General features: G+C 63.9%; 18 protein-coding genes, 1 pseudogene and 1 riboswitch. Of the genes and pseudogenes, 8 read left to right on the forward strand and 11 right to left on the reverse strand.

What is annotated here, in order from left to right:
* Positions 1-3: 3 nt before the first annotated feature.
* From BMX61_RS01610 to BMX61_RS01620, 3 genes are all read right to left on the reverse strand, one after another.
* Positions 4-666, reverse strand: coding sequence for a thiamine diphosphokinase (locus tag BMX61_RS01610; protein ID WP_075627197.1), 663 nt, complete (start codon positions 664-666; stop codon positions 4-6).
* Between the two features lie 85 nt (positions 667-751).
* Complete coding sequence (locus BMX61_RS01615; protein ID WP_234794563.1) at positions 752-1150, reverse strand: type II toxin-antitoxin system VapC family toxin; 399 nt, start codon at positions 1148-1150, stop codon at positions 752-754.
* An 11-nt stretch (positions 1151-1161) separates the two neighbouring features.
* Positions 1162-1398: an antitoxin gene (locus tag BMX61_RS01620; protein WP_075627195.1), complete on the reverse strand. Its 237-nt coding sequence runs from the start codon at positions 1396-1398 to the stop codon at positions 1162-1164.
* Positions 1399-1566: 168 nt separating this feature from the next.
* A riboswitch (TPP riboswitch) is annotated at positions 1567-1698 on the forward strand.
* Between the two features lie 50 nt (positions 1699-1748).
* Between BMX61_RS01620 and thiB the strand changes: the two genes are divergently transcribed.
* The 3 genes from thiB to thiQ all read left to right on the forward strand — a co-directional run bounded on the left by thiB (position 1749) and on the right by thiQ (position 5174).
* The gene (thiB, locus tag BMX61_RS01625) at positions 1749-2765 is read left to right on the forward strand and encodes a thiamine ABC transporter substrate binding subunit (RefSeq protein ID WP_083639415.1); all 1017 of its coding nucleotides are present in this window, start codon (positions 1749-1751) and stop codon (positions 2763-2765) included.
* 64 nt (positions 2766-2829) lie between these two features.
* A complete protein-coding gene (gene thiP, locus BMX61_RS01630) occupies positions 2830-4461 on the forward strand; it encodes a thiamine/thiamine pyrophosphate ABC transporter permease (RefSeq protein WP_075627194.1) in 1632 nt (543 codons plus the stop codon).
* The gene (gene thiQ / locus BMX61_RS01635) at positions 4458-5174 is read left to right on the forward strand and encodes a thiamine ABC transporter ATP-binding protein (RefSeq protein ID WP_075627193.1); all 717 of its coding nucleotides are present in this window, start codon (positions 4458-4460) and stop codon (positions 5172-5174) included. Before thiP ends, thiQ begins: the two co-directional genes overlap by 4 nt.
* A 114-nt stretch (positions 5175-5288) precedes the next feature.
* On the opposite strand, the gene BMX61_RS01640 is transcribed toward thiQ, so the two are convergent.
* The 3 genes from BMX61_RS01640 to BMX61_RS01650 all read right to left on the reverse strand — a co-directional run bounded on the left by BMX61_RS01640 (position 5289) and on the right by BMX61_RS01650 (position 10443).
* Complete coding sequence (locus BMX61_RS01640; protein WP_075627192.1) at positions 5289-6041, reverse strand: Crp/Fnr family transcriptional regulator; 753 nt, start codon at positions 6039-6041, stop codon at positions 5289-5291.
* Positions 6042-6206: 165 nt separating this feature from the next.
* The gene (locus BMX61_RS01645) at positions 6207-9182 is read right to left on the reverse strand and encodes a PAS domain-containing protein (RefSeq protein WP_075627191.1); all 2976 of its coding nucleotides are present in this window, start codon (positions 9180-9182) and stop codon (positions 6207-6209) included.
* A gap of 124 nt (positions 9183-9306) precedes the next feature.
* Positions 9307-10443 (reverse strand): GGDEF domain-containing protein, encoded by a 1137-nt coding sequence (locus BMX61_RS01650; protein WP_083639389.1) that lies wholly within the window; start codon positions 10441-10443, stop codon positions 9307-9309.
* Positions 10444-10509: 66 nt separating this feature from the next.
* Here BMX61_RS01650 and BMX61_RS01655 point away from each other — a divergent pair, with 66 nt between their 5' ends.
* On the forward strand, positions 10510-10734 hold the full coding sequence (locus BMX61_RS01655) for a hypothetical protein (RefSeq protein WP_139198857.1): 225 nt from the start codon (positions 10510-10512) through the stop codon (positions 10732-10734).
* Here BMX61_RS01655 and BMX61_RS01660 read toward each other — a convergent pair.
* The 5 genes from BMX61_RS01660 to cydD all read right to left on the reverse strand — a co-directional run bounded on the left by BMX61_RS01660 (position 10731) and on the right by cydD (position 19967).
* On the reverse strand, positions 10731-11060 hold the full coding sequence (locus BMX61_RS01660) for a hypothetical protein (RefSeq protein WP_075627188.1): 330 nt from the start codon (positions 11058-11060) through the stop codon (positions 10731-10733). The genes BMX61_RS01655 and BMX61_RS01660 overlap by 4 nt on opposite strands.
* A 416-nt stretch (positions 11061-11476) precedes the next feature.
* Entirely contained in the window at positions 11477-14485 is a 3009-nt protein-coding gene (locus BMX61_RS01665) for a DNA translocase FtsK (RefSeq protein ID WP_083639388.1), read from the reverse strand.
* A gap of 171 nt (positions 14486-14656) precedes the next feature.
* The gene (locus BMX61_RS01670) at positions 14657-16120 is read right to left on the reverse strand and encodes a M48 family metalloprotease (protein WP_234794570.1); all 1464 of its coding nucleotides are present in this window, start codon (positions 16118-16120) and stop codon (positions 14657-14659) included.
* Between the two features lie 305 nt (positions 16121-16425).
* Positions 16426-18108 carry a thiol reductant ABC exporter subunit CydC gene (gene cydC / locus BMX61_RS01675; protein ID WP_075627187.1) on the reverse strand — a complete coding sequence of 561 codons (1683 nt, stop codon included), beginning with the start codon at positions 18106-18108 and terminating at the stop codon, positions 16426-16428.
* A complete protein-coding gene (cydD, locus tag BMX61_RS01680; RefSeq protein WP_083639387.1) occupies positions 18105-19967 on the reverse strand; it encodes a thiol reductant ABC exporter subunit CydD in 1863 nt (620 codons plus the stop codon). The genes cydC and cydD overlap by 4 nt, the downstream gene beginning before the upstream one ends.
* A 169-nt stretch (positions 19968-20136) precedes the next feature.
* Between cydD and BMX61_RS01685 the strand changes: the two genes are divergently transcribed.
* From BMX61_RS01685 to hemN, 4 genes and pseudogenes are all read left to right on the forward strand, one after another.
* Positions 20137-21714, forward strand: a complete 1578-nt coding sequence (locus tag BMX61_RS01685; RefSeq protein ID WP_407703729.1) for a cytochrome ubiquinol oxidase subunit I — start codon at positions 20137-20139, stop codon at positions 21712-21714.
* Positions 21715-21728: 14 nt separating this feature from the next.
* Positions 21729-22874, forward strand: a complete 1146-nt coding sequence (cydB, locus tag BMX61_RS01690) for a cytochrome d ubiquinol oxidase subunit II (protein ID WP_075627185.1) — start codon at positions 21729-21731, stop codon at positions 22872-22874.
* 12 nt (positions 22875-22886) lie between these two features.
* Positions 22887-22973, forward strand: a pseudogene (gene cydX, locus BMX61_RS24955) (cytochrome bd-I oxidase subunit CydX); the annotation flags it as partial.
* A 92-nt stretch (positions 22974-23065) separates the two neighbouring features.
* The gene (hemN, locus tag BMX61_RS01700; RefSeq protein ID WP_092742227.1) at positions 23066-24403 is read left to right on the forward strand and encodes an oxygen-independent coproporphyrinogen III oxidase; all 1338 of its coding nucleotides are present in this window, start codon (positions 23066-23068) and stop codon (positions 24401-24403) included.
* Positions 24404-24988 lie beyond the last annotated feature (585 nt).

A 24988-nucleotide genomic window follows, 5' to 3' on the forward strand; every position in this document is an offset into this window, starting at 1 on the left:
GGGTCAGGCTCCTGTCATGTCATAGGGGCGAGCGAGCAGGATGGCTCGGCCGCGCTCAAGCGTGATGTGAACGGGCCCCTCCGCCACATTGGAAATCGTGCGGGAGGAACCAAAGGGAAGGGCGAAATCCTCAAGCGGGTAGCGGGCGCCTGATATCGTCAGGCCGTCGAGCGCGGTGAAGCCGAGGATGGAGAACAGGCTGCCTTTTGGCAGGTCGAGCGCGCGTGTGCCGGGCAGCAGCGGATAGGCCTCTTCCTCGCCGGAGGTCAGCACCGCCTCGATTCCGCGCTCGGCCAGCGACAGGCCCAGAAGCAGATGAAGCAGCGCATGGTCGGAGCGCTCGCCACCCAGCGCGCCTGCTAGCACCAGCCTGGTCGCACCGCGCGCAATCGCAGCTTCGGTGGCAATTTCGCCGTCTGTTTCGTTCTTGGCGGGCGGATAGGGCTCGCGATGGACTTGCGGATAGCGTGCGATGAGTTCATCGGCCGAAGAGTCGAAATCGCCGACCCAGAGCTCAGGCAGCGTGGAGAGGAGGGGCGCATGGCGCATGCCGCCATCGGCGGCGACAGCACGATTTCCGGCCAAAAGTGCGGTCAGGCGCGGCCCCGCCGTCAGCGGACCGCCCATCAGCACCACCATGGTTTCGTGTTGTGTCGTCTCGCGCATCGGCTGCCGGCCTCCATGACCCGCCGCCATAGCCTATTGCGGGGCGGAAGGGGAAGCCCGCTTCGTGGACATCGGAGGAGTTGGATCAAAGCTGCTGTTCGAGCCAGTTTTCAATCACCAGTCCATTGTAGGCTTGGAAGTCACGAACGTTATGGGTGACAAGGACAAGATCGAATGAGATCGCATGGGCCGCGATCAGCTTGTCGAGCTGATCGCGGCCCATGCGATCTCGTGTTGCAAACCGGACTGCACCGTAAGCACGTGCGGATTGCGCATCAAAAGGAAGGACAGGGATCACTTGGGCCAAGCGGTCGAGACTTCTTTGCTCCGTCTCCCTATTGGGGGAGGCTTCGGCCCCATAGCTCAATTCGGCGAAGGTGATGGCCGACATCACGACATCGCCGACTCGATGCATGGAAAAGCGCTTCGAAACGGATGCTGGATGGTTTTTAAGCAGGTAGATGCATATATTTGTATCCAGCATGTAACGGGGCATTAGAGCCAATCTCGCTCTTTTTGCTCCATGTCTCCGCGTCCCTCCGCCATGAAGTCTGGACTGAAGCTGGCAAAAATTTCCAGAACATTCGCCAGCGATGGGCGAGACGGTCGAATACGAAGTTCATCTCCGACCCGTTCGATTTCCAATTCGACATCGCTTTGAGGATAAGCAAGGTCTGCCGGAATTCGAACAGCTTGGGAATTGCCGTTCTTAAAGAGGCGGGTCGTATGCATGATGAGAACCCTCGACGAGCGATGTACATCTTATGTGTGTACATATGCTAAGTGTCAGAGATTTTCAAGGTTCATGATGGAACCAGACCAAACCTCGACCCGCTTCTGCTCGTTTGCCCGGCCTATTTCTACCGCTTGAAAAGGGCGCGGTCGCCGATTACAGATCGAGATGCTCTAACGGGGTGCCCTTTGATCCGCTTTGCCTGATGGCAGGCGCATTCGGGGGCTGAGAGGCGTCAGCGCCAACCCGAGGAACCTGATCCGGCTCATACCGGCGGAGGGATTAGACGGCCTTGCTTCAGCGCCTTCTCGCCTTTCGATATCCGATTGATTCGCAAGGAGGCGCGACGATGACGTTCAACCGGTATTTCCTCTCCCTTCTGTCGGCCGGCGCGCTGGCTTTTACCGCTCTCTCGGTAAGGGCCGAAGACAAGCAACTGACCGTTTACACCTATGAAAGCTTCACCAGTGAGTGGGGTCCGGGGCCGAAGATTGCCGCGCTGTTCGAGAAGAGCTGCGGCTGCAAGGTCAATTATGTCAGCGTTGCCGATGGCGTGGAACTGCTGACCCGCCTGCGGCTGGAGGGTGCGTCTTCCAAGGCCGACGTCGTCGTCGGTCTCGATACAAATCTGGTGACTGAAGCCAAGGCCACCGGTTTCTTCGCACCGCACGGCGTCGATACCGGAGCGCTCGATGTGCCCGGCGGCTTCAAGGACGACAGCTTCCTGCCCTATGACTATGGCCATTTCGCCTTCGTCTACGACACGCAGACGATCAAGACGCCGCCGAAAAGCCTGAAGGAGCTGGTCGATGGGCCGGCCAAGGACAAGATCGTCATCGAGGATCCGCGCACCTCGACGCCGGGTCTCGGGCTTCTGCTCTGGGTCAAGGCGATCTATGGCGATCAGGCGGGTGCCGCCTGGGCGAAGCTGAAGGACCGGATCCTGACGGTGACGCCCGGCTGGTCGGAAGCCTATGGCCTGTTCACCAAGGGTGAAGTGCCGATGGTGCTCTCCTACACGACCTCGCCGGCCTACCACATGGTTGCGGAAAACAACGATCGTTATCAGGCCGCGGAATTTTCGGAAGGTCATTATATCCAGATCGAAGTGGCTGGAATGACCAAGTCCGCCCGTGATCCGGCGCTTGCCAAATCCTTCCTCGCCATGCTCGCCGGCCCGCAGGCGCAGGGCATCCTGCCGACCACCAACTGGATGATGCCGGTCGGCAAGCCGGCCGAGCCGCTCCCGGCCGCCTTCGACAAGCTGGTCAAGCCGGCCAAGACGCTGCTGATCCCCTCCGACGAGGTGGCCGCCAATCGCCGTGCATGGATCGAGGAATGGCTGGCGGCGATGAGCCGCAATTGATGACGGCCGTTCGCCGTCCGCCAGCGCCAATGCGCCCCTTAAGTGACGCCCTGGAGCGCGGCGTATGAGACGCGGTCTCGTGCCGGGTCTTCTCACGCTCGCTTTTCTCGTGAGCTTCGTGGGCCTGGCGCTTGTTGCGCTTTTGTCGGCTGATACCGGTATGCCGAGCCCAAGCGGGGCCTTCGGCGGCCGGTTCGATGTGACGGTCTGGCGAAGCCTGCGCTTCACCCTTTTGCAGGCCGGGCTGTCGACGCTGCTCTCCGTGCTTCTCGCCCTGCCGGTGGCCCATGCGCTGGCACGACGTCCGCACTTCCTCGGCCGTCTCTGGCTGGTGCGGCTGATGGCGTTGCCGCTCGGGCTGCCGGCCTTGGTAGCGGCGCTCGGTCTGCTTGGTATCTGGGGGCGGCAGGGCGTGGTCAATCACGCTCTGGCGGCGCTGGGGCTCAGCGAGCCGATCTCGATCTATGGCCTGTCGGGCATCCTCATCGCGCATGTGTTCTTCAACATGCCGCTTGCTGCGCGCTTGTTCCTGAGTGGGCTGGAGCGCATTCCCGGCGAGCATTGGCGCATCGCCGCCAATCTCGGTATGGGTTCTCTTTCGCTCTGGCGGCTGGTCGAATGGCCGGTTCTGCGCGGTCTCCTGCCTGGCGTGGCGGGGCTGATCTTCATGCTCTGCGCTACCAGCTTCACCCTGGTGCTGACGCTCGGGGGCGGTCCGGCGGCGACCACGCTGGAAGTCGCGATCTATCAGGCGCTGCGCTTCGATTTCGACCCCGTGCGAGCCATGGCGCTATCGGCCCTGCAGATCGGCGTCACGCTTGGCCTGCTGCTTGCGCTGCGTCTGGCGGCGCCGGCGCCGGAAGAGGCCACGACGCTCGGCCGCGCCAGCCGCCGCTTCGATGGCAAGAGCCTTGCTCCGAGGATGATCGATGTCGTCATTCTCGGGCTTGCCGCTGTCTTCGTCGCTGCGCCGCTGGCTGCGGTTGCCGCATCCGGGCTTGCCGCACGACCCTTGCGGCTTTTGTCCGAGCCCGCATTTCAACAGGCGCTTGCCACCAGCCTGGCGATCGCTGCTGCCTCGGCGCTGATCTGCGTGGCGCTGTCCACATGCCTTGTCACCGCCAGGCTTTCAGCCCTGTCCATGCGCCGCCGGTCCCTGCCGGCGCGTTTGATTGCCGGAGCCTCGGACGGGGCGGGCTCTCTCGTCTTGCTGGTGCCGCCTGTCGTTTTGGGGGCGGGCTGGTTCCTGCTGCTGCGCGGCTTTGGCGCCATCGGGCATTTCGCACCGATCATCGTCATTCTCATCAATGCGCTGATGGCGCTGCCCTTTGCCACGCGCATCCTGTCGCCGGCAATCGCCACCCATCATGCGCGCACCGGCCGGCTGGCGGAAAGTCTGGGACTGGCGGGCTGGAACCGTCTGCGCCGGATCGACCTTCCCTGCCTCGCGCGGCCGCTGCTAATGGCCTTGTCCTTTGCCGCCGCCCTTTCGCTTGGCGATCTCGGCGCGGTGGCGCTGTTCGGCTCGCAGGATCTGGTAACGTTGCCCTATCTGCTGTTTAGCCGGCTTGGCAGCTACCGCATCCAGGATGCCGATGCGCTGGCACTTCTGCTTGGCTTGGTCTGCCTGGCGCTAACGATGGCCGGCACGCCCGGAAGAGGGCACCGGGCCGAACGCGAAGGGAGGCCGATATGAACGCCGCTCACCCCGCCATTGCGCTGGAGGAGGCCATCGTTGCCTTTGGCACCCGGCACCTCTCCTTCGACTGCCGTATCGACGCCGGCGGCATCACGGCTGTGCTTGGGCCCTCCGGCTCCGGCAAGTCCACGCTGCTCAACCTGATTGCCGGCTTCGAGACACCGGATCGCGGGCATGTCACCCTGATGGGCCAGAGGATGGATGACGTTGCGCCATCGCGTCGGCCTGTTTCGGTGATCTTCCAGGACAATAATCTTTTCGCCCATCTCGACGTCACGACCAATATCGGCCTCGGGATCGATCCCGGCCTGAAGCTTTCGGCGGATGATCGAGCGCGGATCGGCCAGGCGCTGGCACGTGTCGGGCTTGCCGACTATGAAAAGCGCAGGCCGCCGAGCCTCTCGGGTGGCGAGCGCCAGCGTGTGGCACTGGCCCGTGCGCTCGTGCAGACGCGGCCCATCCTGCTGCTGGACGAGCCATTCGCCGCACTCGATCCCGCCTTGCGCGCCGGCATGTCAGCCCTGATCGGCGAATTGCAGGCCGAGCGGCAGATGACCGTGCTTCTGGTCACGCATCATCCCGAGGATGTGCGCAGGCTTGCCGATGACGTGCTGTTTCTGGAGGAAGGGCGCATCCTCCTGCATGCACCGCGCGAAGCTTTTCTGCAGCGGCGGGATCTGCCAGCGGTCGCTGCCTTTCTGAGAGATTGAGGCCGGTCTCGCCAAAGCGTTTCGCGCTCTGTCAGGGGCGCTCCCGACGCTTTACGTCGTTGTTTTGCCGCATGTCGTTATCGCAAGCCACGGCACAGCTTTGCGCGGCATGCTTCAGTCCTCGTCGATGGAAAGCCCGGCAACGGCAATCAGGCCGTTTCGATCGCGGATGTCGACCAGATGCGCTTCCGGCAGCGCGATCAGGCCCTGTATCTTCAGTTTGGTGAAGCTTCGGCTGACGGTTTCGATCGTCAGGCCAAGATGGTCGGCAATGTCGGTACGGCTCATCGACAGCGCCAACGGATTGTGCGGCTGGCCGTGCCGCTGCAGGCGGCGTGTCAGCAGCAGGAGAAAGCTCGCCAGTTTCTCCACCGGTGCCAGCCGCCCGAGCATCATCTGGCTTTCGCGCGCTTCCTGAAGGGCTCGGCGGGTCAGGGCGTAGAGCCGGTCGCGCAGCGCCGGGCTGGACGCCATCAGCGCCTCCATGTCCTTGACGGCGAAGCTGCAAAGCGTGGAAGGCATGACCGCTTCGGCCGTCTGCGCATAGATCTTGTCGTCGGCCAGACCGAGATAGTCGCCAGGCAGGAGAAAATCGCCAATCTGGCGGCGCCCATCCGGCAGATCGCTCGACAGGCGCAACATGCCCGAGGTGAGCGTGAAAACGTGACGGCGCGGCGCCCCTTCCTCGATCAGCCTGTCACCCGGCGCGATCGTGCGCGTGCGCATGATCGCTTCCAACTGTCCGATGTCGTCGTCCGGCAGGGCGGCGCAGATCGACAACTGACGGACCGAGCAACGGGCACAGATTTCCGAATGTGCCTGCGGGCCCGGTCTGCAACGGGCGGATGTAAAAGGAATGACCGACATGGCGTCCGGGGCGTGATCAGAAACGTCGCGCGCAGTCTACGTCAGCAAAGGCAAACTTGCCATCCTTATGACGCACACGTCGCGCGGATCATGGTGACCGAATGCCGCAGCATAGCGACCCGGTGGTGCTTACGGCGCCCGGCCAAGCCGATTGCCTGCGAAGGATCAGTCCCCTCCTTCCGCGACGCTTGTTTCCGCCTCGTTGACCATCAGGGAGGCGGCGATGGCGGCGACCAGCCGTTCGGAGTCGAAGGGTTTCATCAGGAGGATGGCGCCGGGCTCCGCATCCTCGGGCAGGCGGTCATTGCCCGTGGCAAAGACCAAGCCCAAGGACGGGCGCAATTGCCGGGCCGCGCGTGCGAGCATACCGCCAGAGGCGTCCGGCAGGCCGAGATCGGTGACCAGGACGTCCGGATCGGAGGTCTGAAGCTTCCGCTGCGCTTCCTCGGCGCTGCCTGCCTCGATGACATTGTGACCGGCATCTTCGATCATCTCGCGGCTGTTGGCGCGGATCAGGGCATCGTCCTCCACCACCATGACCGTCAGCGTGCGGCTAAGCGCAGGTGCCGCCAGCGGTCGCGCGGGCGCAGGGCGCGGCGCCTCGGCCTGGTGTCGCTGCGCGCTATTGGCCAGAACATGACGGATTTTCCGCGCCAGCATCTCACGCGCATAGGGTTTGGAGATGAGTTCCACGTCCGGATCCAGCCTGCCGCCGTGGACGATGGCGTTCTCCGTATAGCCCGAGGTGAAAAGAACGCTGAGTCCGGGCAGGCGTTCCTTGGCCTTGCGGGCAAGCTCGGTGCTCTTCAGCGGGCCGGGCATGACCACGTCGGTGAAGAGCAGCTGGATGGAGATGCCGCTCTCGATGACGCTCAGTGCGTTCTGCGCATTGGTCGCCTTCAGCACGCCATAGCCGAGATCGGTCAGCATCTCGACCACGGTGGCGCGTACCTCGTCGTCATCCTCCACGACCAGCACGGTCTCGTTGCCGCCGACCACCGGCCCGCTCTGCACCTCCACCTCGCGGTCTTCCCCCTCGGTGGCGCGCGGCAGATAGATCTTCACGGAGGTGCCCTGGCCGACCTCGCTATAGATCTTGACGTGCCCGCCTGACTGTTTGACGAAGCCATAGACCATGGAGAGGCCAAGGCCGCTGCCCTTGCCCTCTGGCTTGGTGGAGAAGAAGGGCTCGAAAACCTGCTCCAGCACCTGGGGCGTCATGCCGCTGCCGGTGTCGCTGACCGAGACGCAGACATATTGGCCGGGCGTGACATCGCCCTGGATGCGGGCATAGTCGTCATCGAGAAAGGCATTGCCGACCTCGATCGTCAGCTTGCCTTGGCCGTTCATCGCATCGCGGGCATTGATGGCGAGGTTGAGAACGGCATTTTCCACCTGCAGCGGATCGACGAAGGAGTTCCAGAGACCGCCGGCCACGACCGTCTCGATCTCGATCGCCTCGCCGAGAGAGCGGCGCAACAGATCGTCCATGCCAGTGAGGAAACGGCCGATATTGGTGACCTTGGGCTCCAGCGGCTGGCGGCGGCCGAAGGCCAGCAGTTGCGCGGCGAGCTTGGCGCCACGCGCCACCCCTGCCAGGGCATTGGTTACCCGGCGCTCGGCGCGCTCGTTGCCAGTCACATCCTTGGACAGAAGCTGCAGATTGCCGGAGACGACCTGCAGCAGATTGTTGAAGTCGTGGGCGACGCCACCGGTCAGCTTGCCGATGGTCTCCATCTTCTGGGATTGCTGCAAGGCCCGCTCGGCGGCGCGGCGCACGGCGATTTCCTCTTCGACGCGGCCTTCCAGCGTTTCGTTGAGCAGGCGCAACTGCTCTTCGGCCCGTTCACGGTGGCGTATTTGACGCTCCAGATCGATCGCATGACGGCGCAGAGCGCTCTCGGCCTCGCGCTGTTCCGTGATGTCGGTGTGAATGCCGACCCACTCCGCGATCTCGCCGCCATCATCGAGGATCGGCACCGCGCGAATGGCGAAGATCCGCCAGGCACCGTCGTGCCGGCGGACGCGGTGTTCCCAGACATAGGTTTCCTTGGCCGCCACGGCGGCGCGCCAGGTGGCAATCGATGGCTCCCGATCGTCGGGATGCACCGCGTCGGACCAGCCGTAATTCTGGTATTGGGCGAAGCTCTGCCCCGTCAGCGCACCCCAGCCCGGCTGCTCGCCGAGCATGCGACCGTTGGCGCTATTGGTCCAGAGAATGCCATGCACAGCCTCGACGGCAGCGGCGAAGCGAGCATTGCTGCGCTGAAGGTCGGATTCCACTTTCTTGCGTTCGGTGATGTCGAGAATGACGATATAGAGCCCCTCGACGGTGCCATCGGCACGGATGTCGGGGACGTAGCGGATTTCAGCAGCGCGCTCCTCGCCATCCGGCCGCTCGATCAGCGTATCTGTGACGATGGCCTCGCCGGCAAAGCCGCGCTCGATCAGCGCCAGGCGGCGGGCATAGAAGGCGTCGCCGATCACCTCGCGCAGGTGGCGGCCGACCACCTCTTCAGGCTTGCGGCCGAACCAATCGATATAGCCCCGATTGGCGAAGCGATAGATGCCGTCGCGGCCAACATAACCGACGAGCAACGGCAGCGCATCGGTGATCCGGCGGATCTCCGCCTGGCTTTCGGCCAGCGCCTGCGTGGCGTGCACTTTCTCCGTATTGTCGAGAACCGTGCAAAGCACGCCATCGACACGGCCGACATCATTGTAAATTGGCGTGTAGAAAAGATCGAAGACCACGTCCTCGGGCTCACCGCTGCGGTTGAGCGTCATCTTCTGGTCGCTGAACGACTGGACCTCGCCGCGCGCGCCTGCTTCTAGGATACGGCTGTTCCAGTGCCAGATCTCCGGCCAGATCTCCTCGACGCGACCACCGAGCGCGCGCGGATGGTTCTTGCCGGCAATGTCGATATAGCCGTCATTGTAGAGCATGATATGCGCCGGACCCCACATGAGGACCTGGGGAATCGGCGAATTGACCAGTGAATTGACCTTGATGCGCAAGTTCTGCGGCCAGGACGCAATGGGACCGAGCGGAGTCGATGCCCAGTCGAAGGCCCGTATCAGCGCGCCTGTCTGCCCTCCACCGATCGGCCAGGAGGCCGAGGCGCCCATTTCCAGTGTCATGACGCCTTCCCGAGTGGCTGCGACTGTCGCACAATGCGGCCGTCATCGCTCATGTACTGCATTCGCCGTTCGACAGAAACCGCATTTAAGATGAATTTTTGCGGGGATCGCGCCTCTTCTTTCGTCATGCCGCGCTCCGCATCGGTTCCTCGACCACTTGGTCGCGGCCTTGGTGCTTGGCGCGATAGAGTGCCCGGTCGGCGCGGCCGATCACCTCGGTCAAGGACAGGTCGTCCGGAAGGGAGCCGGAGACGCCGAAGCTGGCCGTCGCCACCCAGTCCTCGCCCAGCATCAACGCCTCCGTCTTGGCGATGCGCAAACGCAACGTCTGGGACAGGCTTCGGGCCTCGGCGGAGCTCGATCCGGGCAGGAAGGCAATGAATTCCTCGCCACCATGGCGCGCAACCGCTGCCTTTGCCGGCAGGCTGGCCCGCATCATCCGGGCAAAGGCCATGATCACCGCATCGCCGGCGGCGTGGCCCAGCGTGTCGTTGATCCGCTTGAAATGATCGATGTCGCACAGGATCACTGCACCGGATGGCACATGGCCGCGCTCGCCATGCGGCGCCAGCGCCCGCTCGAAGCCACGGCGGTTGAGCAGGCCGGTCAGGGCATCCTGCTCGGCATCCTCGCGATAGCGGACGATCCTGTCCCGCGCGGCATGGGCAAGGGCGGCCAGCGCCATGAGATGGCCGAACAGCGCTGCGCAGCCCTGCATGATCATCATATAGGGCGAGTCAGTGAGCGTCGAGGGATCGGCGCCTGCCAGCAGAAAGGTCAAGGTAAGCCGCGTCACGGTTTCAAGCGCGACCAAGCCAGCGCAGGTAACCAAGGCTAGGCCGACTGGCGTTTTCGGGCGGCGGATGACGCAAAGGATGGGAACGAGAATGGACAGCGCGCAGGCCAGATCGCTCAACCGGAATTCGAGCTCCATGTCCTTCAGCACGACGATGACGGCCGCAATCGCGCCATAGGCGATCAGCGACAGGCTAAGCCGAAAGGTGAGGATGCTGCGGCCGGGAAACTGCGTCATCAGCGCCTGGCCGTAAAAGAAGAAGGCGGAGAGAAACAACGCCTCTGTCAGCAAGGCAGCAACGAGCGGCGGTATGAAGGCCTGTAGCGGCATGGCAAAACCACAGGCGGCCGCGAGATAGCCCAGACCCCAAAACAGCGCTGGACGTGAAAAGACCAAGCCGACCGATAGCAGCGCAAGGCCGAGAATCATCATGGTCAGGGGCAGGATAAAGCCGAGATCGTCCAAAATCGCCTATCCGACAACCGGGGAAATGATTGCCGGAGCTAACAAAACAAAGCTTAAGAAAGCTTGATGCCGATGCGTTCAGTTATTGGTAATGCGCGATTTACGGATCAGGCCGAGCCGGAGCCTGAGGATCTGGCGCGGATGCCGCGTCTTGAAGCCGAAAAGGCCATGTCCAGTACGCCCTATGCAAAAGGCCTCCTGATGGCGCGGACGATTGTCCATCAGGAGGCCTTTCAATGTCCGCAGGCCTTTACGGGGGAAAAGGCCTGTTGGACGAAGAGGGTGGTTTAAAGCTCCGGGCAGCCACGCATATTGGCAAAGCTGATCCGCTCGGGGCCGCGCCGCGTCATGCCTTCGACCACAACACGACGATCGGTCACGCGAACCACTTCCGGGTCACGCAGGCCGGCATCGCGCGCAGCAGCGCGTGCTTCACGCTGGCCACAACGGTCGCGCATGCCGCGATCGCCACGGTCGCGATTGTCACGGATAACGGGACGGATGCCGTCGGGACCGACGCGCAATTCAACGTCCTGCGCGAGCGCAGACGTGGCAAAACCGGCGCTGCCGGCAGCAAGAGCCAGCGCTAGGCTGGCGGCGGTCAGGGATTTCAACATGGCTCTCTCCTCGCGTGCCCGCTTCAGTCAGCCGGGCCAAATGTTCCATCGTGCAGCACAAGTGGACGGTCGCCCGGTGCGCGCCGTGCTGAGAATAACTAAATTGCAACAGACCACATATGCTTCCTGCCTCAAGTCGACCGGAAGAAGATCTGCGTTTGGACGAAGGAAGATCTTCGGCGCATCTTTGTTCCCAAGGACACAGAAAAACCCGCCAGTCGACAAGCGCATGGCGGGTGCAGGTGGTTCTAGGAATGTTTGTGGTTGAGACTTGGCATGAGGCAGGGACAAGTAGCGCCGCTCTTGCAAGGAACGCCGCCTGGCCACCAGCGTCTCATCACACCGCACGGAAGCGACGATGCGATATGCGCGGCATTGTCGCGCAACGCCGCGCCTCCTCCTCGCTGCGGGGGGATTTACTCTTCGCCGTCGATCTGCTCCGGCTGAGGTTCGCGGCCCGTGCCGGCGATGATGGCGCGTTTGCCGACATGGTTAGCCGGTCCGACGATGCCTTCCTTCTCCATGCGCTCCACCAGGGAAGCTGCGCGGTTGTAGCCAATGCCGAGACGACGCTGGATGTAGGAGGTCGAGCACTTCTTGTCGCGCAGAACCACCTTCACGGCCTTGTCGAACAGATCCTGCCCGTCTTCCTCGGCCAGCGCGCCCTTGTCGAACACCGCCGTATCCTCCTCCGGCGCGTCCTCGGCTTCGTCGGCATCTTCGGTGACGGTGCCGAGATAATCCGGCCGTCCCTGAAGCTTCAGATGGGCCACCACCTTTTCCACTTCCTCGTCGGAGACGAAGGGGCCGTGGACGCGGGCGATGCGACCGCCGCCGACCATGTGCAGCATGTCGCCTTGGCCCAGCAGGTGTTCGGCACCCTGTTCGCCGAGGATGGTGCGGCTGTCGATCTTCGAGGTGACCTGGAAGGAGATGCGGGTCGGGAAATTGGCCTTGATCGTGCCGGTGATCACATCGACCGAGGGGCGCTGGGTGGCCATGATCAGGTGGATGCCGGCGGCACGCGCCATCTGTGCCAGCCGCTGGATCGCGCCTTCGATTTCCTTGCCGGCCACCATCATCAGGTCGGCCATCTCGTCGACGATGATGACGATATAGGGCATGGCCTCCAGGTCGAGTTGCTGCTCCTCGTAGATCGGCTCGCCGGTCCCGCGGTCGAAGCCTGTTTGGACCGTGGTCATCACCGTCTCGCCCTTGGCACGGGCAAGCGCGGCGCGGCTGTTATAGCCGTCGATGTTGCGCACGCCGAGGCGCGACATCTTCTTGTAGCGCTCCTCCATCTCGCGCACCGCCCATTTCAGGGCCATGACCGCCTTCTTCGGATCGGTGACGACGGGGGTCAGCAGATGCGGGATGCCGTCATAGACGGAAAGCTCCAGCATCTTCGGGTCGACCATGATCAGGCGGCATTCCTCCGGCTTCAGCCGGTAGAGCAGCGAGAGGATCATGGTGTTGATGGCGACCGACTTGCCCGAGCCTGTGGTGCCGGCAACCAGTAGATGCGGCATCTTGGCAAGCTCGGCGATCACCGGCTCGCCGCCGATGGTCTTGCCCAGGCAGAGCGCCAGCTTGAATTTGGTGTCGCCATAGCTGGTGGATTCGATCATGTCGCGGAAATAGACGGTCTCGCGCACCGGGTTCGGCAGTTCGATGCCGATGACGTTGCGGCCGGGCACCACGGCGACGCGGGCCGAAAGCGCCGACATCGAACGGGCAATATCGTCCGACAGACCGATGACGCGCGAGGATTTGACGCCAGGCGCCGGCTCGAACTCATAGAGGGTGACAACAGGGCCGGGGCGCACGTCGATGATCTCGCCGCGCACGCCGAAGTCCTCCAGCACGCTTTCCAGAAGGCCGGCGCTCTGCTCCAGCGCTTCCTGGGTCATGGAGGCAGTAACCTGCAGCGGCGGCTCCTGCAGAAGCTCGACGGGCGGATAGTCGTAATCGTCGCCGCTGTCGGCCCAGAGCGCGGCGCGCGGGATCGAGAAGGGCAGGCGGTTGAAATCGACCGGGGCGGATACGCGGCCGAGCGTCGCCTGTGCCTCTGCCGCAGGCGGTGCCGCCTCGGCCAAGGCTTGGTCAACGACGGCTTGCTCGGCTATGGCCTGCTCGGCGATGACCAGTGTCGGCATCTCGGCCTGCACATCGGCAATCGGCGCCTGCGGCAGCACCTGTTCCTCGGCAACGGGCTCGGGTGCGATCGTTTCAAAATCCCTGCTGGCTGCCGGTTGAGTCTGCGACAGAGCCAGCAGCGGCATCCGCGCCCGGCAATCGATGGCGCGGTAGAGCGAGATCACGTCAGCGCCTTCAAGCGTGGGAGCCGCGACCGGTTCGATCTGGCCATGCGTCCAGACGGGGAGGACCGGTATTTCCGCTACAGGCGCACTTTGATCGTTGGCCTGTGCCGGCTCGGACGTGGGCTCGCAGACCGGTTCAGCGTCGATGGCCGATTCGTTAGCCTCTTGGATTGCTTCATCATGCGGTGCCGGCAGCGTGTCGAAGGCGAGATCCGGATTGGTGGCGATCGCCTCGAAAAACAGGAAATCGGGCAGCGCGGCCGACAGCGCCGAGCGCGTGGCGGCAGAGGTGGATGGTAGAGGGTGGCTGTCCGCCGGTTGCGGCATCATGCTGGTCAAGGAGCGGTCTTCTTCTGCGTGGCGGGATGGAGCCGGATGCACGTTTGCCTCGACCTCAGGGATCTCGGTCTGGACTTCTGTAAGGACCGATGCCTCATGAGCGGGTTCGAAGCGTTGGGCCGCTTCGGAGGCAGCGGTAGGTTCGGGAAAGCAGATGAGATCGAGATCCGGTCTCGCGCTATCGCGCGCTGTGGCGTCATTGCCGTTGGCGGCGGCGGGCGTCGGATCCGCGTCGATTACCAGGCCGTGTGCGGCGGCCTCCTCGGCCTCCAGCGCCCGGCGCAGCCTGAGTGCCAGCGCCAGCGCGCCACGTGCGGCCGCATGCTCGTGCAGCGGCGAATCGGCCGGCGGAAGAAAGGCGGCCTGCAGGAAGCCGAGATCCGGCGGCAGATCGGATTGATGACCGAAGAGCCGGAAGGCCGGCGTCTCTCGCAGCTCTTCCTCCATGGGCATGGACGGGTCCGCGCCCGGCATCTCGTCGTCCGCATCCGTCGGCGCGGCCAGGCGGTGGCGTTTGGGAATGGCGTTTTCAGGCGTGCGGGTGAAGCGCACATTCGGGCCGATGACGAAATTGCTCTGCCAGATCGGCGCTTCGATCCGCCCTTCGATCTGTCCGGCGGCGATCTCGTCGGCATTCTCGTCAATGACGCGGTGGCTGTCTGGATCTGGGGCGCCGTAGATCCGCTTTACGCTCCTGCGCTGACCGTCCGCAGCCTCACCCGTGGTGTCGAGGCCATGAGAAAAATTCGTTCGGGGAAGACGCATGGGAACCTGCACAACAAGAGTAGTCGAACATGCCTTTCAGCACCCTCCTTCAATAGAAAATAAAGGTTAACCACCCCTTTAGACGCGGATGCCAGAGCCTGTGCGCAGCGGCCCGAAGGTCGGCGCAAAGACACGTATAAAGACAGGAAAATCAGACCGTTAGACAGATTTCTATTCGGTAATGATTTTCACCCGGTCGCCCGGCTGCACCGTGGCGGTCATGCCCATGGCATTGATCAGACGGAAGAGTTCCAGCTTGCGGTCGGTGCCCATCATCCGGGCCGCCAGAGTGGGCACGGTCTCGCCCTGCTTGACCGTGAAGACGCGCACGCGCAGCGGCTTTAGCGAGGCCACTTCGGCTGCCGTCATCCGGCGGAAAGAACTCCGCAGGGTATTGGCCGTCGTCTCCAGCGCGGGCGAACCCTTGGGCACGGCGGTGAGGAAGCGGTAGATCTGGCTGCCGATGCGGATCACGGTCACGTCGAAGTCCCAGCGGTCGGCCGAGGCGCGGGCCGTGGCAGCCTCCAGGCCGTTCATCTGGATGGCGCGAATCGTATCGGGCTCAAGCCCTGTCACCCAGCCGGAGGCGATATAGTCCGTTAGGCTGCGTCCCTGCGTATCGGCCACGCCATCGAAGCGGATCGCCACCTCGCCGGGGCCCGTGGCCAGAACGGCCTCGACCTTGTTGTCGATCTGGAAACCGTCGGGCACGTCGAAGCGGATGCCGAGCTTGCCATGCAGGAAGGTCTGGCCGCGCACATAGCCTTCCTGAGGGCTGTCACCATAGAGCAGGCCGTCGATGCCATCGAGATAATAATCACGGCCGCGATCTCCCGTCGTACCCTCCGGGCCGAAGGCGCGGGCGTGGCGGCGCGCGAGATCGACACGCTGCGGCGCGCTCGGATGGCTGGACAGGAAGTCCATGCTCTGGTCGTTCTCGGGATCGACGGCGTTGAAGCTGGCAAAGGAGGCCATGGCTTCCAGGAAGCGCGCGGCGGCGTAAGGGTCGTAGCCCGCTTCGCCCAGCATGCGTACCCCGATCTGGTCGGCCTGGAGTTCCTGGTTGCGCGAGAAAGCGGCGAGCCGCAGCTTGCCGCGCGCCAGCGCCTCCTTGCCGGCGATATCGCTGGAGAGAACCTCCGAAACCACGCGGCTGGCGATGACTTCCGCCTCCTCGCGCTGCTGGCGCTGGATGCCGTGATTGGCGGTGACATGCGCCATCTCATGCGAGAGTACGGCCGCCACTTCGGATGCATCATTGGCAAGCGCGAGCAGCCCGCGCGTGACATAGAGATAGCCACCGGGCAGCGCGAATGCATTGATCGCGGGCGAGTTCAGGATGGTGATGCGGTAGGACTGGTTCGGATTTTCCGAGACGGCGGTCAGCGCGCCGGTGATGCGGGCCACCAGCCGCTCGGTCTTCTCGTCGCGATATTCGCCGCCATAGCTGGCGATGATGCGTGGATGCTCGCGCGCGCCCATCTGCGCGCGCGGATCGTTCTTCTGCACCTCCGAGACGATCTGCGGCGTGGAGGAAGGGCTCAGGGTCGGTTCATAGGTCTGTTCCAGCGCCGTCTGGCAACCGGCAAGCGCCGTCAGCGCCGAAAGCAGCGCCAGAGGCCGGACGATCGCCATCCGTCGTGTGCTCTTGCGCGTTCCGCCCGTCATGCTGCTCGTCGCATTCACCATGCCATCCGCTCGCCGTCTTCGCCGCCGGTGCGCTGTCTACGCGCACCGCGCGTCTTCTTCATGGCAGCGGCCATTCTTGATCGGCCTCTGCCGACCATTTCGTCCGGCCTCGCCACCTTCAAAGATGGGGCGGGCATGTCCGTCCTGCCATGTTTTCGCTCTATCGCATAGTCTGGGGCGATTCCTAGGCGAAAACGCTGCATTGCGGTGGTTTGTGCTGCGAGACGGTGAAGATTGCTGTCTGCCCGGTCTTAGGCACTCTCCAATCCGCCCTTTGCCGACAGGCGCAGGTGGCGGTCGAAGCCCTGAAGACGGCTCGTCGGTGCATGGGTGGCGACAATAAGCGTGCGGCCGCGTGCCAGACGTGGCAGGGCGAACAGGATCGCCTCCTCCAGAGCCGGGTCCAAGCTGGCGGTCGGCTCGTCCAGAAGCAGGATCTCGGCGCGAGACAAAAGGGTGCGCGCCAGGCAGAGCCGACGCGCCTGTCCCGCCGACAGCGTGCTGCCGGTCTCGCCGACAAAGGCATCCAGCCGGTCCGGCAGGGCGGCGATGGTGGCGGAAAGCTGCACCGCATCCAGCATCTCCCACAGCGCGCCGTCGCCGGCGTGCGGATTGCCGATCAACAGATTGTCGCGAATGCTGCCCATGAAAACGGGCGCATCCTGCTCGAGCAGCGCGACGGTGGCATGGATCTCCTCGGGGTCCGCCCAGGTGAGGTCGATGCCGCCCAGGCTGACGGTGCCGCTGTCGGGATCCCGCAGCCGCAGGAGAAGCTGGAACAGGGTGGACTTGCCGCTGCCGGAGGGGCCGGTCAGCGCGACCGTTTCGCCCTGGGCGATCTTCAGGCTAAGCGCTTGAAGCGCTGGCCGGTCCGGCGCGTAAGCGAAGCTGACATCGATCAGCTCGATGTCGAGGCTCGGCGGGAGCATGACCGGGTGCGCTTCGGCCTCGATCGCGCATGGCGTCTCCAGCAGAGCGGCGAGGCGCTCCGCCGAAGCCGCTGCCAGCCCGAAGCGCGCAACCCCGCGCAGAATGGCGCTAACCGCCTCGAAGCTCGCCATGGTCGCCAGAAGCAGCCCGACCAGAACCGGACCGGAAAGCCTATCGGACGACAGCGCCTCCAGGCCGTTAAGAAGCACACAGACGAGGGCAGCTGCCGTCAGGGCCTGCAAGGCAAAGGCGGCGAAAGCACCGGTGCGTGCAAGCCGTCGGCGGCCTTTAGCCAAGGTGAGGTTCAGCGCCTCGAAACGGTGTTGCGCCAGCATCGTCTGGTCAAAGGCCCTGAGATCGTCACCGCTCTCCACGGCTTCGATCACCATGCCCCGCATCGTGGCCGCATGTCGTACCACCTGCCGCGCCGGCCCGCGCGCCAGAAGAACCAGAGCCAGAGGCACGCCGAAAATGCCGAGGCTGAGAAGGGCAAGCACGGGCAGGAGCGCCGTCGGCAACGCCAGCGCCAGAACCGTTCCAAGCAGAAGCGCGGCGAAGGCGCCGTTGACCAGCGGGCTGACGCCGATCACGAACAGACTGTCCAGCTGGTCGATATCTGCGGTTAGCCGGCTCATGAGGTCTGCATGGCTTGTCGGCGCACCTGTCGCGCTAGCGGTCTGGCGCAGGGGAATGCGGGCAAACAGCCGGGTAAAGACGGCGCTGCGCAGAGTGGACAGAAGAGCGAGCGTCGCATCGTGTCCTGCGACTTTCTCGCCATAGCGGGCGAGGATGCGCAGCAGCGACAGGCCGCGAATGAGCGAGGAGGGGCCGAAAAGGTTGAAAGCCAGGCCGGCCGTCGTCATCGCCGCTGCCGTCAGGAACCATCCGGAGATGCCAAGCAGTGCGACGCCGGCAAACAGGGTAACGAGACCGAGCATCAGCGCCAGCATCAGCCGACCGGCCTGCTGGCGATAGAGGGGTCCAAGAAGGACGAGCAGGTTCATGCGGCAGTCTCCGTCTTGGCGGCCAAGCCGAGCGGAAGAGAGGCAATGCTGGGCCAGAGCCCGCCTTCGCAGATGCGCCAAGCACGTGGAAGGCACGCAGCCACCGCCTGGGAATGCGTGGCGACCAGCAGGCTGCGGCCGCGGGCGAAAGCAAGCAGCGCGTCCATCACACGCCGTTCGGTCTCGGCATCGAGATGGGCGGTCGGCTCATCGAGCAGCAGCACGGCGGGATCGGTAAGGAACACCCGCGCCAGCGCCAGGCGCTGCGCCTGCCCGCCGGAAAGGCCATGGCCGCCGGGGCCGACCGCTGTGTCCAGCCCACGCGGCAGGCGAGCAAGATCGGCAAGCAGACCGCTTTTTTCGGCCGCATCGAGAAGAGCGCCTTCGCTCGCCTCCGGCGCTGCAAAGCGCAGATTGTCGGCCACGGAGCCGGGGAGGAAGAAGGGGCGCTGGTTGAGCAGGGTTATCCGACGGCGAAGGCAGGCGGGGTCCATTCCGCCAACCGGCACGCCGCCCAGGCGCAGCTCCCCTTCGAAGGCCCGTAGGCCGGCCAGCGCCTGCAGGAAGCTGGTCTTGCCGATGCCGCTTTCGCCGAGCAGGGCGGCATGGCTGCCCGGCTTCAGCGACCAGGCGGGGGCTTGAAGCAGGCGGCGTCTGCGGTCGGGCGTCCAAAGAGTGAAGGCCGCGATTTCAAGGCCGCTGTCCTGCCGCGGACATGCGCGTCCGTCCGCAAGGCCCTCCCGGAGCGCCGGCGTATCCATCACGCCGGTTGCCACCGCTTCCCGCGTCATCATGCGCTCCGGGTGCAGGGTGGAAGAGGTTTCGCCCGTGATCATTCGTTCGCCCGATCTGGCATCGAGGCCGGAGGCCTTTATCCGCATGGCGATTTCCGACAGAGCGCTCTCGGCGGCTTTCTTGTCGTGATAATGCGCGGCCATCAGCCGCAAAGGCTGATAGACCTCCGGCGCCATCAACAGGCAGAACAGCCCTTCCGCAAGGGTCAGGCTGCCGGCGTGGCCGGGGAGGTAGCCGAGATAGCCGAGGCCCACATAAAGCGCGACACCGGCAACGCCCAGCGCGGCAAAGAATTCGAGGACCGCGGATGAGAGAAAGGCAATCCTGAGAACGCGCAGGGTCCTGCGGCGCAGATCCTCGCCGGCAGCTTTGACAGCCTCGGTTTCGCTGAGCTCGCAGCCGAAAAGCTTGAGGGTCAGAATGCCGCGAAGCCGGTCGGCGAAATGGCCGGAGAGGCGCGACAGCGCTTCCGCCTGATCGCGCGCCGCCGCTTCCGCGCCCCAGCCGACCAGCGCCATGAAGATCGGGATCAGCGGCGCGGTGAGGAGGAAGAGCAGCGCCACCCAGAGATCCACCTGCGCCACCGCCACGGCAAAGGCCAGAGGCAGCATGGCGGCCTGGATCGTTGCCGGGAGAAAGCGGGTGAAATAGCCGTCGAGCTGATCCACCTGATCCACCAGAACCGATGCAAGCGCGCCGGAGGCCTGCCGCGACAGGCGCACATCGTTGCGCAGCAGGCCTGAAAAGAGCGAAGCCCGAAGTGCGGCCTTGATCCGCTCCGCGGCGAACACGCCCGCGTGTTCGCCTGCAAGGCCGAGCGCTGCGCGCGTCAGGATCAACCCGCCAAGGCCGAGCACGGATGTCAGCAGCGCGGCTGGAGGAATATCCTGCGCAATTGCCTGATCCAGCAGGCCAGCCAGCAGTCTGGCCTGGATGACGAGCAGCAGGCCGGCCATCAGCGGCAGCAGGATGGTGGCCTTCAGCGCAAAGCCGCCAGAGCGTGCGAGGCGGCGCATCTCCACGCGGCGGGCGGCTCGCTCGGTGGCTGAAGGAATTGCGGACATGGCAGGTCTCCGCCTTGGGCTGGCTTAGGGCTCATCGATCTTGTGTCCCTTATCGCGAGAGCTTCGACAGGCTGCATTGATCGTAATCAATGCGCCCTGCCGGGTGCCGCGCTTATGCCTTGCGGCGATCCGGCGTCTGCCGGCCTCAAGCCATAGGAATCGCGCAATGATCGATTTCACCGTCGTGGATCTCGCACGGATGCAATTTGCTGCAACCGCGCTTTACCACTTCCTCTTCGTGCCCCTGACGCTGGGCCTGTCCTTCATGATGGCGATCATGGAAAGCGTCTATGTGATGACCGGCCGGTCGATCTGGCGGCGCATGACGCTGTTCTGGGGCACGCTGTTCGGCATTAATTTCGCCATGGGTGTGGCCACCGGCATCGTCATGGAATTCCAGTTCGGCATGAACTGGAGCTATTACAGCCATTATGTCGGCGACGTCTTCGGCGCACCGTTGGCGATCGAAGGGCTGATGGCCTTCTTTCTCGAAGCCACGTTTATCGGCCTGTTCTTCTTCGGCTGGGACCGGCTGTCGAAGGTCGGCCATCTGATTGTCACCTGGCTCACGGCCTTCGGCGCAAACTTCTCCGCGCTGTGGATCCTGGTGGCCAATGGCTGGATGCAGAACCCCGTCGGCGCCCGCTTCAATCCCGACACGATGCGCATGGAAGTGGCCGATTTCGCCGAGGTGATCTTCAACCCGGTTGCCCAGGCCAAGTTCGTCCACACCGTCTCGGCCGGCTATACCACCGGCGCCATGTTCGTCATGGCCATCAGCGCCTTCTATCTCCTGCGCGGCCGGCATGTAGATCTCGCCAAGCGCTCGATGGCGGTGGCCGCCAGCTTTGGCCTGGCCTCGGCCCTCTCGGTCGTCGTGCTGGGCGACGAGAGCGGCTATGTCGCGACCGAGCATCAGAAAATGAAGATCGCGGCGATGGAAGCCATGTGGGAAACCGAGCCGGCGCCGGCAGGCCTCACGCTCTTCGCGCTGCCCGGCAAGGACGGCAATTCCTTTGAGGTGAAGATCCCCTGGGTTCTCGGCCTGATCACCACCCGCTCGCTCAACACCGAAGTGCCTGGCATTCGCCCGCTCGTCGAACATGCCGAAACCCGCATCCGCTCGGGCATGCAGGCCGCCGCCGATCTCGACGCCATCAAGGCGGACCCGAAGAACCAGGCCGCGCGCGAAGCCTTTGCCGCCAACTGGAAGGATCTCGGCTATGGCCTGCTCTTGAAGCGCTATCGCGACGACGTTGAGAACGCCACGCCCGAGCAGATCCGCCAGGCCGCTCTCGACACCGTGCCGGATGTGGCCGTGTTGTTCTGGAGCTTCCGCATCATGGTGGCCATGGGCCTCTACATGATCGGCTTCTTCGGGCTCGCGCTCATCCTGTCCACCCTGCATCGTCTGCGCCAGACGCCGGCCTTCCTAAAGGTCGCCTTCTTCAGCCTGCCGGTGCCGTGGATCGCGATCGAAAGCGGATGGATCGTCGCCGAATATGGCCGTCAGCCCTGGGCGATCGAGGGGGTTCTCCCGACCTTCTATGCCGCCTCCAGCCTGTCGGTCACCGATCTGGCGATCAGTCTCGGCTTCTTCGTCACGCTCTACACCGCGTTGCTCGCCGTCATGGTCTATCTGATGGTCAAGACCATCAAGGCCGGGCCGGCCAGCTATGCCCTCATCGAAGGCATCCAGGGGTCCAGCCGGATTCCGGACGCCGCCGCCGCGCATCCGTCCCGCTGACTGGAGGTCTCATCATGACCCAACTTCCTCTCGATTACGAAACGCTCCGCCTCGTCTGGTGGCTTCTGCTCGGTGTTCTCCTGATCGGCTTTGCCGTGATGGACGGCTTCGATCTCGGCATCGGCGCGCTCCTGCCCTTTGCCGCCCGCACGGATGAGGAGCGACGCACGCTGATCAACCTCGTCGGCCCGACCTGGGAAGGCAACCAGGTCTGGCTTATCCTCGGCGGCGGGGCGATTTTCGCCGCCTGGCCAGCGCTCTACGCCGTCTCCTTCTCCGGGTTCTACCTGGCGATGATCACCATCCTGCTGGCGCTGATTCTCAGGCCCGTCGGCTTCAAGTTTCGCGGCAAGATCGCCGATCCGCGCTGGCGGGCCGTGTGGGACTGGGCACTGTTCATCGGCGGCTTCGTGCCTGCGCTGATCTTCGGCGTGGCCGTCGGCAATGTGCTGCTCGGCGTGCCCTTCGGTCTCGACGGCACGCTACGTCCCTTCTACACGGGCAGCTTCTTCGGCCTTCTGCGCCCCTTTGCCCTGCTTTCGGGCCTGATCAGCGTGGCGATGCTGGTGGCCCACGGCGCGGCCGTGATCGCGCTGCGCACGGAAGGCGCCGTGGCCGAACGCGCGGCCACCTATGGACGGCTTGCCGCCATGGCAGCCTTCGTGCTCTTCGCACTGGCCGGGCTGTGGGTCGCTTTCCTGCTGCCAGGCTATGTCGTCACCAGCGCGCAGGATGCCTTCGGACCTTCCAACCCGCTGTCGAAGACGGTGACGCTGGCTGATGGGGGCTGGCTGTCCAACTATGCCGCCCATCCATGGATGATTGCGGCACCGGTTCTCGGCCTTGGGGGTTCGATCCTTGCGACGCTGACCATCGGCCGCGCCGGCCTGCTGGCGCTTGCCAGCACCACGCTCGCCATCACCGGCATCATTGCCACGGCCGGCCTGTCGCTCTTCCCCTTCCTGCTGCCGTCCTCCCTCAACCCCTCGGTCAGTCTGACGGTCTGGGATGCCTCGTCGAGCCATATGACGCTGTTCATCATGCTGGTGAGCACGGTGATCTTCCTGCCGCTCATCCTGGCCTACACGACCTGGGTCTACCGTGTCATGCGCGGCCCGGTCACGCCGGCCTCGATTGGCCGCAACCCCAATGCTTACTGAGGAGCGCTTCTGATGTGGTATTTTTCCTGGATCCTCGGGCTTGGTCTTGCCTGCGCCTTCGCCATCCTCAACGCTATGTGGTTCGAAATGCGCGAGGACAATCTGGCCTCGGCCTTGCCGGAAACAGCTGATGACAAGGCCCTGCAGCGTGCCGCGATCAAGGGATCGCAGAAGGGCGCTCGGACATGACCCTGACGGCCGACCGCTTGAAGCACTATGCTGCGCTGCCCGTGCCGCGCTACACCTCCTATCCCACCGCTGCGGAGTTTTCCGCGGCGGTTGGGGCCGGCGAGCAGGAGCGCTGGCTGCGCCGGCTCGATGGGGCCGAGCCGGTTTCCCTTTATCTTCATGTGCCCTATTGCCGTGACCTTTGTCACTATTGCGGCTGCCATGCGAAAGCCTATCGCCGCGACAGCGTCATCGACACCTATCGCATGGCGCTGGAAGCCGAGATCGGGACGGTCGCCGCTGCCGCCCGCCGGCGGCTCAAGGTCAGCCGGATTCATTGGGGCGGCGGCACGCCTTCGAGCCTTGGCGCGGAGGGGCTCGCCTCCGTCGTCGCGGTGTTGGAACGCTATTTCGAGGTGCTGCCGGAGGCCGAGCATGCCATCGAACTCGATCCTCGCCTCGTCGATGCATCGCTTGCAGGGGCGCTGGCCGATCTCGGCATCAACCGCGTCAGCCTCGGGGTGCAGGACACGGACTCGCTGGTCCAGGCCGCGATTGGCCGTATCCAGCCGGTCGAACAGGTGGAGGCCGCCTTTTCAGGGCTTCGCGCGGCCGGGATCCAGGCCATCAATGTCGATCTGATCTATGGCCTGCCACTGCAGACGATCAAATCGCTCGCCCGCAGCTGCGCCACCGTCACACGTCTGCGGCCACAGCGAATTGCCTGCTATGGCTATGCCCATATGCCGCATCGCCGTGCCAACCAGAAGCGGATCAGCGCCGTGAGCCTGCCAAGCCCCGACGAGCGGATCGACCAGGCCGCGACCGTGGCGGATTGTCTGGCGTCTGCTGGCTACAAGACCGTCGGCATCGACCACTATGCACTGCCGGGGGATCCTCTTTTGAAAGCCCAGGAGGATGGCCGGCTTCATCGCAATTTCCAAGGCTACACCGACGACGATTGCCCGGCGCTGATCGGCTTCGGTGCCTCCGCCATCTCACACCTGGCCGATGGATTCGTGCAAAACGAGCCTGACACCACCCGCTATGTTCATCTTGCCCAGGAAGGATTGCTGCCGGCTATTCGCGGCTGCCGGATAGGACAGGCGGAGCGTTTGCGCGGACGGATCATCGAAGCGCTGATGTGCAACTTCACCGTCGATCTCGATCGCCACGCGCCGGGCGAGCCCTTTGCCGACGAACTTGCCCTGCTCCGCCCGATGATCTCGGACGGGCTGGTGACGCTGGACGGCCGCTGCCTGCGCATGACCGCGCAAGGACGTCCGCTGGTGCGCGTCGTCGCCGCCTTGTTCGACAGCTTTCGCCAGCAGACACGGGGACAGTTTAGTTTAGCGGTGTGATCTATGGTCGCGGTAAGGCACCCTCTGTGTTCGACAGATGCATGGGGTGCTTTAAAATATTGAAAATATTATTTTTTTATGCCTTTACCCAGAGAATTTGCGCGGCAATCCTTGCTGAGGCCCGCCTGCGGTCCTGCACCTGAGGCATGGGTTAAGCCGGAAGAAAGAGCGGGAAAATCCCTGCGGACAAAAATTACTCGATCCCGCAGCAACGTGTTTTAAAAACTCACATACTCGCTCTGCAGCCTATGTCCCGCATGCGCTCCTCTTTCGATCCGGCCTGTCTTGGATCCAAGCGTCCCCAATAAACTCCTTCATTGCAACCAAGCTGTATTTCTAGCTATAATCCGCGTCTTGCCTCCAGAGATGTATGACATAAGCTTGCCTACCTGTCCGTCAGGGAGTTTGCATCCTCTAGGTTGCTTCGACTTTGGTAGATCTACTCAAAGAATCTGGAGATTTTCTGGAAGGACAGGGCCGATATCCACAGATCCTCATGGAACATGATGTGCCATCCCCTTGTTAAGCAGATGTGGATATCTGCGATCTTTCGGCGGAGACCGAGACATGCCGTGGCGTAATGAA

The sequence above is a fragment of the Xaviernesmea oryzae genome (genome assembly GCF_900109605.1).
In the GTDB taxonomy this organism is placed as follows: domain Bacteria; phylum Pseudomonadota; class Alphaproteobacteria; order Rhizobiales; family Rhizobiaceae; genus Xaviernesmea; species Xaviernesmea oryzae.